This is a genomic window from Pseudolysinimonas sp. (assembly GCF_057350545.1).
Window position 1 is genome coordinate 21,449 of the sequence record NZ_JBMRCP010000056.1, and the last position, 12,188, is coordinate 33,636.

Annotated in this window: 12 protein-coding genes; 6 read left to right on the top strand and 6 right to left on the bottom strand. The window is 70.5% G+C overall.

Annotated features, from left to right (window positions below; genetic code table 11):
- Positions 1–4: 4 nt before the first annotated feature.
- The gene (locus ACO1X9_RS07805; RefSeq protein WP_486350257.1) at positions 5–811 is read right to left on the bottom strand and encodes a DUF1206 domain-containing protein; all 807 of its coding nucleotides are present in this window, start codon (positions 809–811) and stop codon (positions 5–7) included.
- Between the two features lie 63 nt (positions 812–874).
- Positions 875–1,867, bottom strand: coding sequence for a class II fructose-bisphosphatase (glpX, locus tag ACO1X9_RS07810; protein WP_486350258.1), 993 nt, complete (start codon positions 1,865–1,867; stop codon positions 875–877).
- Positions 1,868–1,957: 90 nt separating this feature from the next.
- On the opposite strand from glpX, the gene fbaA reads away from it, so the two are divergent.
- Positions 1,958–2,989: a class II fructose-bisphosphate aldolase gene (fbaA, locus tag ACO1X9_RS07815; RefSeq protein WP_486350259.1), complete on the top strand. Its 1,032-nt coding sequence runs from the start codon at positions 1,958–1,960 to the stop codon at positions 2,987–2,989.
- Positions 2,990–3,064: 75 nt separating this feature from the next.
- Here the strand turns inward: fbaA and ACO1X9_RS07820 are convergent, their stop codons facing one another.
- The 3 genes from ACO1X9_RS07820 to ACO1X9_RS07830 are packed head-to-tail and all read right to left on the bottom strand — an operon-like array spanning position 3,065 to position 6,530.
- Positions 3,065–4,237 carry a hypothetical protein gene (locus ACO1X9_RS07820; protein ID WP_486350260.1) on the bottom strand — a complete coding sequence of 391 codons (1,173 nt, stop codon included), beginning with the start codon at positions 4,235–4,237 and terminating at the stop codon, positions 3,065–3,067.
- The gene (locus tag ACO1X9_RS07825; protein ID WP_486350261.1) at positions 4,234–5,436 is read right to left on the bottom strand and encodes a sensor histidine kinase; all 1,203 of its coding nucleotides are present in this window, start codon (positions 5,434–5,436) and stop codon (positions 4,234–4,236) included. The genes ACO1X9_RS07820 and ACO1X9_RS07825 overlap by 4 nt, the downstream gene beginning before the upstream one ends.
- A gap of 8 nt (positions 5,437–5,444) precedes the next feature.
- The gene (locus ACO1X9_RS07830; protein ID WP_486350262.1) at positions 5,445–6,530 is read right to left on the bottom strand and encodes a 4-hydroxy-3-methylbut-2-enyl diphosphate reductase; all 1,086 of its coding nucleotides are present in this window, start codon (positions 6,528–6,530) and stop codon (positions 5,445–5,447) included.
- Between the two features lie 135 nt (positions 6,531–6,665).
- On the opposite strand from ACO1X9_RS07830, the gene xseA reads away from it, so the two are divergent.
- The 5 genes from xseA (at position 6,666) to ACO1X9_RS07855 (ending at position 10,736) form a co-directional block, all read left to right on the top strand.
- Positions 6,666–7,829, top strand: a complete 1,164-nt coding sequence (gene xseA / locus ACO1X9_RS07835; RefSeq protein WP_486350291.1) for an exodeoxyribonuclease VII large subunit — start codon at positions 6,666–6,668, stop codon at positions 7,827–7,829.
- Entirely contained in the window at positions 7,792–8,067 is a 276-nt protein-coding gene (locus ACO1X9_RS07840) for an exodeoxyribonuclease VII small subunit (protein WP_486350263.1), read from the top strand. Before xseA ends, ACO1X9_RS07840 begins: the two co-directional genes overlap by 38 nt.
- Positions 8,064–8,651, top strand: a complete 588-nt coding sequence (locus ACO1X9_RS07845) for a DUF4245 domain-containing protein (protein ID WP_486350264.1) — start codon at positions 8,064–8,066, stop codon at positions 8,649–8,651. Before ACO1X9_RS07840 ends, ACO1X9_RS07845 begins: the two co-directional genes overlap by 4 nt.
- On the top strand, positions 8,648–9,262 hold the full coding sequence (locus tag ACO1X9_RS07850; protein WP_486350265.1) for a carbonic anhydrase: 615 nt from the start codon (positions 8,648–8,650) through the stop codon (positions 9,260–9,262). The genes ACO1X9_RS07845 and ACO1X9_RS07850 overlap by 4 nt, the downstream gene beginning before the upstream one ends.
- 61 nt (positions 9,263–9,323) lie before the next feature.
- Entirely contained in the window at positions 9,324–10,736 is a 1,413-nt protein-coding gene (locus tag ACO1X9_RS07855; protein WP_486350266.1) for a class II fumarate hydratase, read from the top strand.
- A gap of 84 nt (positions 10,737–10,820) precedes the next feature.
- On the opposite strand, the gene ACO1X9_RS07860 is transcribed toward ACO1X9_RS07855, so the two are convergent.
- Positions 10,821–12,098, bottom strand: coding sequence for a hypothetical protein (locus ACO1X9_RS07860; protein WP_486350267.1), 1,278 nt, complete (start codon positions 12,096–12,098; stop codon positions 10,821–10,823).
- Positions 12,099–12,188 lie beyond the last annotated feature (90 nt).

Here is a 12,188-nt window from a genome sequence, read left to right on the forward strand (position 1 = left end):
TGAGTCAGAGCTTCGCGTACCGGGCGCGCACGACGGAGTACACGCCGAACGCGATGAAACCGATCGCGACGGCGACGAGCAGCACCTGACCGAACGGCAGCGTGGCGAGGGCCGCGAGGGCCGCGTCGAGGCCGCCCGCGGTCGACGGGTCGGCGGTGACCGCGGCGACGAGGAACAGGATGCCGATCACGCCGAAGGCGAGCCCACGAGCCACGTAGCCCGTCACCCCGAGCACCGTCGTCGCCTTTCCCATCGCGCCCGCCGGCACCGAGAGGTCATCGAGGAACTTCCTCCGAGCGCCCTTCACGACGAGGTATGCACCGATCGCGAACGTGAGAAGGCCGATGAGCACGACCACCACGACACCGCCCGGCGTCGCCAGCAGCCGCGCGGTGAGATCCTCCTCCGCGCCACCCCCGCCGCTCGCACCCTGCAACGCGACGCGCACGGCGATCCCGCCGATCGCGAGGTAGGCGACCCCCTTGCCGACCAGCTTCGCGCGCGACATCCACCGCTTCCGGCGGTCGGGCTCGCTCTCCAGCGCTGCGGAGGCGAACTGCCAGAGCCCGAGCGCGAGCATCCCGACCGCGATGACCCAGATGAGCAGCTGGCCGCCCGGACCCTGTGCGAGACCGGACAACGCGCCGTTCGGACTCGCGGAACCCGAGGCCCCCGACCCGACGATGCCGAGCGCGATCGCGCCGATCGCGATGTTGAGGAGGCCGTTCACGGCGAAGCCGAGGCGGGCGGCCGTGCGGAGTGCCGGGGTGTTCCGGGCGCGGGACGCCGTGGACCGGGTGCGGTTGCTCATCCGCTCAGCGTGACAGCCGCGTGCCGCGCGTGATGCGTCTTGACCCGGCGCCCCGCGGTGCTCTCAGTCCTCGCCGAGCCACTTCTGAACGAGGTGATCGGCCGTCACCCGGCGGATGGTGCCCGAGCGTGCACGCAGCACGATCGACTCGGTGCGGATGATCGGACCCTTGCGCAGCACCCCGCGACCGAGAGCGCCGTCGGTGACCGCCGTCGCGACGAAGAACGTGTTGTCGCCGCGCACGAGATCGTCGGCCTCGTAGACGTGATCGAAGAGCAGCCCCGCCTCGGCGCCCTTCTCGCGCTCCTCGTCGGTCTGAGGGTGCATGATGCCCTGGATGAACCCGCCGAGCGCCTTGATCGCGCACGCCGTCGCGACCCCCTCGGGGCTGCCGCCGATGCCGACGCACATGTCGAGTCGGCTCTCGTAGGAGGCGGCGTTGATGCCGCCCGCGACGTCACCGTCGAGCAGCAGTCGCGTGCCGGCCCCGGCGGCGCGGATCTCCTCGATCAGCTCCGCGTGGCGCGGGCGGTCGAGCACGCCGATGAGCATCTCGCCGACGGTCTTGCCCTTCGCCTTCGCGAGGGCGCGGATGTTCTCGCCCACCGGTCGGCGGATGTCGACGACGCCGACGCCGGCGGCATCCGTCACGAGCTTCTGCATGTAGAAGACGGAGGAGGCGTCGAGCATCGTGCCGCGGTCCGACGCGGCGATCATCGAGATCGCGTTGCTGCGGCCGGCGGCCGTGAGCGAGGTGCCGTCGATCGGATCGACCGCGATGTCGCAGGCCGGACCGTTGCCGTTGCCGACGACCTCTCCGTTGAACAGCATCGGCGCCTCGTCCTTCTCGCCCTCGCCGATGACGACGGTGCCCGCGAAGTCGACGGTGCCCAGGAACTTGCGCATCGCATCCACCGCCGCTCCGTCGGCGCCGTTCTTGTCGCCGCGTCCGATGAACGGGAACGCGCGGATGGCGGCCGCCTCGGTCGCCCGCACGAGCTCCATGCCGAGGTTGCGGTCGGGGTGGGTGAACAGGATGCCGTCGTCGTCCGCCATGCGGTGTGTCCTCGTCGTCGTCGAAGTGCTGCTGGAGCCCGGTGGCGGAGGGCGTGGAACCAGCCTATCGAGCCTCGGTAGGCTCAACCCATGCCTATCGCCACGCCCGACCAGTACGCCGAGATGCTCGACACCGCCAAGAAGACGGGCTTCGCGTTCCCCGCGATCAACGTGTCGTCGTCGCAGACGATCAACGCCGTGCTGCAGGGGCTCACCGAGGCGGGGTCCGACGGCATCATCCAGGTCACCACCGGAGGTGCCGACTACTTCGCCGGCCAGACGGTCAAGGCTCGCGCCTCGGGCGCGCTCGCGTTCGCCGCCTTCGTCACCGAGGTCGCCAAGAACTACCCGATCACCGTCGCGCTGCACACCGACCACTGCCCGAAGGACGCCCTCGGCGGTTTCGTCGAGCCGCTCATCGCGGCGTCCGAGGCCCAGGTGAAGGCGGGCGGCAACCCGATCTTCCAGTCGCACATGTGGGACGGCTCGGCCGTGCCGCTCGAGGAGAACCTCGAGATCGCGAAGGAGCTACTGCCCCGTATGAAGGCGATCAACGCCATCCTCGAGGTCGAGATCGGCGTCGTCGGCGGCGAGGAGGACGGCGTCGCCCACGAGATCAACGAGCACCTCTACACGACGCTCGACGACGCGATCGCGACCGTCGAGGCGCTCGGCCTCGGTGAGCAGGGCCGCTACATGGCGGCGCTCACCTTCGGCAACGTGCACGGCGTCTACGCACCGGGCAACGTGAAGCTGCGCCCCGAGTTGCTGAAAGAGATCCAGGATGGCCTCGCCGCGAAGTACGGCACGGGACCGAAGCCGCTCGACCTCGTCTTCCACGGCGGCTCCGGCAGCTCCGACCAGGAGATCGCGGATGCCGTGAGCTACGGCGTCGTGAAGATGAACATCGACACCGACACCCAGTACGCGTTCACCCGCTCGATCGCGGGCACGATGCTCGCGAACTACGACGGCGTCCTCAAGGTCGACGGCGGTGTCGGCAACAAGAAGATCTACGACCCGCGCGCGTGGGGCAAGATCGCCGAGACCGCGATGGCCGCGCGCGTGGCGGAGGCGACCCGCCAGCTCGGCAGCGCCGCCCACTCGATCACGTCCAAGTAGACGTCTCGGTGGTCGAGTAGCGCCCCTGGGCGCGTGTCGAGACCACCTCGCGCGTCTCGACACGCCGCTGCGCGGCTACTCGACGACCGATTTCGGGCCCGCGTCTTCCGCGGGGAGGTTGAACGTGACGCGCAGGAACCTGTCGTCGCTCCACTGCAGGTCGTCGACGCTGCCGCGCAGCGCGAGGTAGTAGGGCGCGAGGTGCATGATGCGCCGCCCCTCGGGCAGCTCGAAGTCGAGCGAGACGCCGACCGCGGTCGACCCGTCCGGATGCGCGCGGAGTTCGACGAGGAGCGACCCGGCGTCGGTGCCCGGCGTCGCGAGGATCGCACGGATGAGCGCTCGAAGCGCCGTGCGCTGGGCGGCGCGCATGATCCCCGCCTGGTGGTCGGGATCGACGATGACCAGCCGGTCGTGGGCGACCGAATCGAGCCACGAGAGGTTCGACTGCGTCACGAGGTCGTCACGCAGCCGACGGGCGAGCTGACCGGCGAGGGTGCGGTCGGCGGGACGCACCACGCCGTCGCGCGCGATCTGCTCGATGAACGGCGCCGCACGTGAGATGAGCACAGAGAGCCGCTCGCGTTCGGCGGCCTCGTTGCTCGCCCCGCGGGGCGCATCGAGTGACAGCATCGACTGCGTGCGCCGCTCGATGAGCGGCACGGTGCGCGACACGACGGCGAGCGAGAACGCCGACAGCGCCACGACGCCGCTCACGATCGGCGACGCGATGATGAGGGCGGTGGAGACAGGACCCCAGGGAAGCGGATGTTCGCGCACCGTGACCCAGGCGAAGGGCACCGCCACGAGCGCCGCCGCCGTGCCGAGCAGGATGAGGGCGCGCGCGGGGAGGTAGGGGCCGAGGCTGCCGATCGCGAGCGCGAGGCCGAACGGAGCCCACCAGAGCTCGATCGAGAGGGCGGTGCCCGCGTAGCCGAGCGCCGAGATGCCGAACCCGACGACGGCGATCGCGACGGCGATCGAGGCGCCGCCCCAGCCGAGCCGTCGCCTCATCGGCCGCGTCAGCACGTGCACGAGCACGCACGAAGCCGCGCACAGCAGCACTCCCACGATCTGCAGCACGGGCTGCTTGCTCGCACTCCACGTCGCGATCGCGAACGTGATGCCGTAGGCGAGGTTGAGTCCGGCGAAGACGAGCGGCACGAGCGAGCCGGTGAACCAGCTCAGCGGGTCGGCCTCCTGGGCGGAGAGGTTCCAGAACCGGCGGTCGAAGACGAGAGGTCTCATTCCTCGTCCTCCTCGAGAGCCGGGGCCGTGATGACGACCGAGGTGCCCTGGCCGGGAGCCGACCAGAACTTCGCGTTGCCGCCGACCGCGGCCATCCGCTCGACGACCGAGGCGCGCAGCCCGAGACGGTCGGGACCGATCTCGGCGGGATCGAAGCCCGCACCCTGGTCGGTGATCATGACGGTCACCGTGCCCGGCGACGCGATGATCTCGACCTCCGCGCTCGACGTGCCGGAGTGGCGGGCCACGTTCTCGAGGCTCGCGCGTGTCGCGGAGAGCAGCGCCGCCGCGACATCGCTTTGCACCCGGTAGTTCGCGTTCCGGTCGCCGGTGAAGTGCAGGCTGAGCCCGCGCCACTGGAACTCGCTCGCGAGCCGCATGAAATCGTTGCGCAGCTCAGCCTCGTCTTCGTCGAGCGCCTCGGTGTCGGCGGCCGCGGAGATCCAGTCGGCACCGCGGAGGGTGTCGAGATCGGCGAGCAGCCGGTCGCGCGCGGCCGGGGCGAGCTGGTCGGGGGCGTTCATGACGACGGCGAGATCGTTGAGCAGGGTGTCGTGCACGACCGCCGTCGTGCGACGGGCGAGGTCTTCGCCGTGGGCGAGTGCGCGCGTCTCCGCCTCGAGCTCATCGAAGTTGGGCACGCGCCGTCGGATGCGCAGCTGCACGGCCGCGAGGGTCAGGTACGCGACACTCGCGAGCAGGAAGACCATGAGCGGGCCGAAGCCCGGCTGGAACTGCTGTTCGACGATGCGCGCCGCCACCAGTCCGACGACGACCGCGACGAGGAATCCGAGGAACGACCAGCCGATGCCGACGAGCGCGCGCGTCGCCGGGATGCCGACGAGCACGAGGGCGAGGGTCGGCCGATTGACGACGTACGGGGAGGCCTCGACGATGCCCGGATCGCCGACGAGCAGCGCGACCTCGTAGCCCACGGTGGCCGCGCCCGCGACGACGAAGTAGACGAGAACGACCCAGCGCCTCGGCCGCAGCGCGACCGCGACGATACCTCCCAGGATCACGGCGAGCAGCAGCAGCGGCAGCGGCAGATCGCCGAGCCGGCCGCGCGCGGCGAGGGTCTCGATCAGCACCGGGACGGTGAGCACGATCGTCGCCGCCGCGACCGCCCAGCCCATCGCCGAGACCGCCCCCGTGATGACGGCGGCCGCCGTCTCGCGCGGCAGGACGCGGACGCGCACGCGGAAGCTCAGCTCTGCCAGTCGAGGCGACGGGTGCGTCCGCCGAGTCCGCGCTCGTCGGGGTTGCCGTCGGCATCCCTGCGCAGTTCCTTGGGGAGCGAGAACATGAGGTCCTCCTCCGCCGTCGTCACCTCTTCGACCTCGCGGTAGCCGGCATCCGCGAGATCGTCGAGCACCTCGCGGACGAGCACCTCGGGCACGCTCGCACCGCTCGTGACCCCGACCGTCGACACCCCGTCGAGCCACTCCTGCCGGATCTCGCTCGCGTAGTCGACGCGGTGCGCGGCCTTCGCCCCGTGCTCGAGCGCGACCTCGACGAGTCGTACCGAGTTCGAGGAGTTGGCCGATCCCACGACGATCACGAGGTCGGCGGCCGGCGCGACCTTCTTGATCGCGACCTGACGGTTCTGGGTGGCGTAGCAGATGTCGTCGCTCGGCGGGTCCTGGAGGTTCGGGAAGCGCTCGCGCAGCCGGCGCACCGTCTCCATGGTCTCGTCGACGGAGAGCGTGGTCTGCGAGATCCAGACGAGGTTGTCGGGGTCGCGCACGACGAGCGAGTCGACGTCGTCGGGCGAGGTGACGAGGGTGGTGCGCTCGGGCGCGTGCCCCATCGTGCCTTCGACCTCTTCGTGACCGGTGTGACCGATCAGGAGGATGTCGAGGTCCTGCTTCGCGAAACGCGTCGCCTCGCGGTGCACCTTGGTGACGAGGGGGCAGGTGGCGTCGATCGCCTGGAGCCCGCGGTCGGCGGCGCCCTGCACGACGGCGGGCGAGACGCCGTGCGCCGAGAAGACGACGTGGGCGCCGTGCGGCACTTCGTCGACGTCGTCGACGAAGATGGCACCGCTCTTCTCGAGCGTGCTCACGACGTGCACGTTGTGGACGATCTGCTTGCGCACGTAGACCGGGGCGCCGAAGTTCTCGAGCGCCTTCTCGACGGCGATCACCGCGCGGTCGACGCCGGCGCAATAGCCGCGCGGGGCGGCGAGCAGCACGCGCTTGCCCCCTGCGACGGGATGGTCGACGAGTCGCCCGCGGACCGCGGGAGCGCGGGGGGTCTCGACGACGACCGCGCCGTTCGTGATGCCGGCCATGCGTCGATTCTACGGAGCCCTCCCCAGCTCGGCTGGGAGGACGGCGGGCTCGGCTAGCCTCGGTGCGTGCCTTCCGGACAGCAGAGCGCCGAGCCCGAGCGCTCCTCCCCCGAGGCGCCGTGGCCCGTCGCGGTCATGTCGGGAAAGCTCAAGGACTACATCGACCGCCTCGGCACCGTGTGGGTCGAAGGCGAGATCACCCAGTGGGGGGCTTCGGGCGGCAACGCGTACGGCAAGCTCAAAGACCTCGAGGCCGACGTCACGCTCTCCTTCCGCGTGTGGTCGACGACGCTCATGAAGCTCAAGGAGGAGTTCCGCCAGGGCGACCGCGTCGTCGCGCTCGTGAAGGCGGAGTGGTGGCCCAAGGGCGGCACCCTCACGATGCAGGTCTACGACATCCGCCATGTCGGCATCGGCGACCTGCTCGCCAAGCTCGAGGCGCTGCGACGCACGCTCGCCGACGAAGGTCTGTTCGCGCTCGAGCGCAAACAGCGGCTGCCGTTCTTGCCGCGGTGCATCGGCCTCGTGACGGGCAAGGACTCGGATGCCGAGAAGGACGTGCTGCGCAACGCCCAGCTGCGCTGGCCCGCCGTGCAGTTCCGCATCCGGTACGCGTCGGTGCAGGGCGACCGCGCCGTCTCGGATGTGATCGGCGCGATCAGGTCGCTCGATAAAGACCCCGAAGTCGACGTCATCATCGTCGCGCGCGGCGGCGGCGACTTCCAGAACCTGCTGCCGTTCAGCGACGAGCGGCTGCTTCGCGCGGTCGCCGAGTGCCCCACGCCGGTCGTGAGCGCGATCGGGCACGAGGCCGACCGTCCGCTGCTCGACGACGTCGCCGATCTGCGCGCCTCCACGCCGACCGACGCCGCCAAACGCGTCGTGCCCGACATCGCCGACGAACTCGCGCGCGTGCGTCAGGCCCGCGGCCGGATGGCGATGCGTGTCACCGGCCAGGTCACGGCCGAGATCGACAGGATCGGACATCTGCGCTCCCGCCCGGTGATGGCCGACCCCGGTCGCCTCGTGACCGATCGCGCCGAGGAGCTCACCCGATGGGTCGCGCGCGGTTCCGAGCTCGTCGACTACGCCCTCGAACGCGCCGGCCAGCGGGTCGTCGAGCTGCGCGGCCAGCTGCGCGCCCTCTCACCGCAGGCGACGCTCGAACGCGGCTACGCCATCCCGAGACTCGAGTCGGGTGCGGTGCTGCGCCGAGCCGCGGATGCCACAGCCGGCGCCCGCGTGCGGCTCACCCTCAGCGATGGCGAGGTCGCCGCGACCGTCGACGGCGCTGGGTAAGGTGGAGGCCGTGTCCGACCTCGCCGACCTCTCCTACGAGCAGGCCCGCGACGAGCTCGTGAAGGTCGTCTCCGCGCTCGAGCAGGGCGGCGTGTCGCTCGAGGAGTCGCTCGCCCTCTGGGAACGCGGCGAGGCCCTTGCGAAACGCTGCGAGGAGTGGCTCATCGGGGCGAAGGCGCGACTCGACGCCGCCCGCAACGCCCCCGGCGGACCGGCGTCGCCGGAGAGCGCCTCGTGACGCTACCTGCTCAAGAGTCGGCGCCGACCATCGAGGAGCGCCGCGCCGCGCGTCGCGCCAACCAGACCACCTTCAACCTCGTCATCGCGCTGCTCGCCTCGCTCGGGCTCGTGATCCTCATCGTCGTCGTGGTCGTGCGCCCCGACATGCAGCGCCCCACGATCGACTGGATCGCCGTCGGCGAGACGTCGCAGCAGTCGATCGATGAGAACCTCGCCGTGCCCGAGCTGCCCGAGGGGTGGTCGGCGAACCGTGCGCGTCTCGTCTCGGACCCCGCCGACGGCGTCGTGCGGTGGGAGATCGGTTTCCTGACCCCCGACGGCGCCTACATCGGCCTCGTGCAGGGTGTCGATGCGAACGATTCGTGGCTCGCGGCCGAGGTCGCGAATGAACGGGCCGAAGGCACCGCACGCATCGGCGGACTCACGTGGGACCGCTACGACCGCCGCGAGAACGACGACCCGGGCAACCTCGAGTACGCGCTCGCGACCACCGTCGACACGTCGACGGTCGTGCTCGGCGGCACCGCCTCCGACGACGAGTTCGAGACCCTCGCCGCCGCCGTCGCGGAGTCGCTGTCATGACCGTGCGCCGCACCCCGGCCGACGTCTGGCGCGAGATGGCGCGCGGCAACGAGCGTTTCGTCGCGGGCGAGCCCGCGCATCCCCGGCAGGACGCGGAACGCCGCGCCGAACTCGCGGGTGGACAGTCGCCGCAGGTCGCCCTGTTCGGGTGCTCCGACTCGCGTCTCGCGGCGGAGATCATCTTCGACAAGGGGCTCGGCGACCTCTTCGTCGTGCGCAACGCCGGTCAGGTGATCTCCGACTCGGCGATCGCGTCGCTCGAGTACGCCGTGTCCGTGCTCGACACGCCCCTCATCCTCGTGCTCGCCCACGATGCGTGCGGCGCGGTGCAGGCGGCGATCGACCTCGACTCCGCCGACGCCGCTCCCCTCCCGCCCCGCATCGCCGGGCACATCGCCGGCATCCGGCCCGCTGTGCGCGCCTCGGCGTCGCGCGATCCCGAGACGGTCGGCGCGAAGCACCTCGAGAGCACCGTGCAGGCGCTCGTCGAGCGCAGCGAGCTCATCTCCGACGCCGTCGCCGCGGGTACGCTGGCTGTCGTCGGCGCGAACTACCGACTCGAAGAGGGTCGCGTGGTTCCGGGCGTCGTCCTGGGTGTCATCGAGTCCTGACCCGCGTCACCCGCCACGCCACCAACCCTTCGCCAGAACCCCTACGAAAGGCCACGTCGCCGTGAGCACCGAGACCCCGAAGACCGCGTCCGGCTTCCGCATCGAGCACGACACCATGGGCGAGGTGCGCGTGCCCGCGTCCGCCCTCTACTCCGCGCAGACCCAGCGCGCCGTCGAGAACTTCCCCATCTCGGGCTCGGGGCTCGAGCCCGGCCAGATCGTCGCGCTCGCGCGCATCAAGCGCGCCGCCGCCGTCGTGAACAGCGAGCTCGGCATCCTCGATGCGTCGATCGCCGACGCGATCGTCGCGGCCGCCGACGAGATCATCGGCGGTGCCCACCACGACCAGTTCCCGGTCGACACCTACCAGACCGGTTCGGGCACGTCGTCGAACATGAACATGAACGAGGTGCTCGCGACCCTCGCCACCGCGAAGCGCGGCGACAAGGTGCACCCGAACGACCACGTCAACATGTCGCAGTCGTCGAACGACGTCTTCCCGACCTCGGTGCACGTGGCCGTGACGGGTGCTCTGTTGAACGATCTCGTGCCGGCGCTCGACCATCTCGCCGTCGCGTTGGAGCAGAAGGCCGAGCTGTGGAAGGGCGTCGTCAAGTCGGGACGCACCCACCTCATGGACGCGACGCCCGTCACCCTCGGGCAGGAGTTCGGCGGCTACGCGCGCCAGGTGCGACTCGGCATCGAGCGCATCCACGCATCCATCCCGCGCGTCGCGGAGGTGCCTCTCGGCGGAACCGCGACCGGCACCGGCATCAACACCCCCGCCGGCTTCTCGGCCCGCGTGATCGAGGTCGTCGCCGAGACGTCGGGCCTGCCGATCACCGAGGCGCTCGACCACTTCGAGGCGCAGGGCGCGCGCGACGGGCTCGTCGAGGCATCCGGTCCGCTGCGTGTCATCGCCGTCTCGCTCACCAAGATCTGCAACGACCTGCGCTGGATGGGGTCGGGCCCGAACACGGGTCTCGCCGAGCTCTCGATCCCCGACCTGCAGCCGGGCTCGTCGATCATGCCCGGCAAGGTCAACCCCGTGATCCCGGAGGCCGTGATCATGGTCGGCGCGCGCGTGATCGGCAACGACGCGACGATCGCCTGGGCCGGCGCGACCGGCAACTTCGAGCTCAACGTCGCCATCCCGGTCATGGGCACGGCGCTGCTCGAGTCGATCCGTCTGCTCGCGAACAGCTCGCGCCTCCTCGCCGACAAGACCGTCGCCGGCCTCGAGGCGAACGTCGAGCGGGCCCGCGCCCTCGCCGAGTCGAGCCCGTCGATCGTCACCCCGCTCAACAAGTTCATCGGCTACGAGAACGCCGCGAAGATCGCGAAGCACTCCGTCGCGAAGGGCCTCACGGTGCGCGAAGCGGTGATCGACCTCGGCTACGTGGAGCGCGGTGAGCTCACCGAAGAGCAGCTCGACACCGCCCTCGACGTGCTGTCGATGACGCACCCCGGCTGAGGGTTTTGTCGGGTTAGTTGCACATTGCTGCGTCTTCCGGCAGCAATCTGCGATTCCGACGACCACCCGGAATCGGCGATCGCGTCATCCCCGCGGCGTCGCAGCTCCAAGCCGGCGGCTGACGAACAGGGCCAGCCCGCCCGCGGCGAGCAGCGCAGCGGCGGTGGTGACGAGCACGCGCGAGTCGACGCCGGCCGCGGCGAGTTCGCCCTCCGGCGGATCGGCGGCGGCGATGTCGACGCCGAGGGTGGCGGCCACCGGCAGCTCGCCCGCGAAGTCCGGAGAATTACGGATGCCGTAGAAGCGAAGCGGCAGATCGCCGGTGAACGCCTCCGTCGGTGTGCCGCTGAGACGCAACGCGGGTTGCAGGGTGACGGGGTGCTCCACGACCTCGAGGGTCAGGCCCGCGGGAAGGTCGGGCGCCAGCACCGCGAGCCCGCTCGTCCACAGGTCGAGGTAGTCGAAGTAGGTCTCGCCGTCGAGGCGGGGATGCCCACCCGCCAGTTCCCCGTCGAGCGTCAGTTCGAGCAGCTGGTCGGTCGATGCTCCCGCCTGCATCGCGACGGGCGGCGCGACGAGCACGCACTCGGCGAGCACGGGCGCCAGGTCATCGCCGAACGATGCCGACAGCGTGGGCACGAGCGACGTCATCTGCGCGATCGCCGCGCTCTCTGCACACGGGTCGTACTCGAGCAGCGCGAGCGTGTAGACGATCGTCGCGGCTCCGAACGACTCGAAGCCGGGGTACTCGGGGTCGACGTCGTCGACGGTGTCGCTCACCCCGTCCGACTCGACGTGGAACCCGATCACCGGACCGAGCCCGGACGGGCCGGACACGACGAGCCCGTTGCCGCCGACCGTCGTGATCGTGGTCGGCGACCCGAGTTCGCCGCTTCCCCAGATGCTCTCGACGAGACCCGAGCCTCCGTCGTCGACGACGATCGTCCATCGGGCGAAGCTTCCCTCGATGTCGAGCGTGACCTCGACGTCGAGCAGCTCGCCGCCTCCGAGGTCGTAGTCCTCGACGACCGACACCACCGTCGCGCCACCGCCCGGATGGCTGACGAACGACACCGGCACGGGTGAGAGCACGCTGCTCAGCCCCGGATCCTGATGCGTGAAGCCCAGGTTCGACAGGTAACCGTCGACGCCGTCGTACGCGTCGAATGCATCCTCGGTCCAGCCTTTGAGCACGACTCCGCTGCCGAGCACGTCGCGATGGAACGCTGTCGCGTCGGAGATGCCGAGCGCGGTGTCGTGCACCTCGATCCAGTCCCAGCCAGCCGTCTGCACCGTGAATTCGGCGGCGATTGCGGGAACTGCGACCCCCACGGCCGCTCCCACCACGGCAGCCGCAGCCACTACCTGTACCGCACGTGCGGTCTTCCGTCGCTCCATCGAGGGCCCTTCGGTCGTCGAGTTGTCGTCAGGTTATCGAATCGGGGCGCGCCG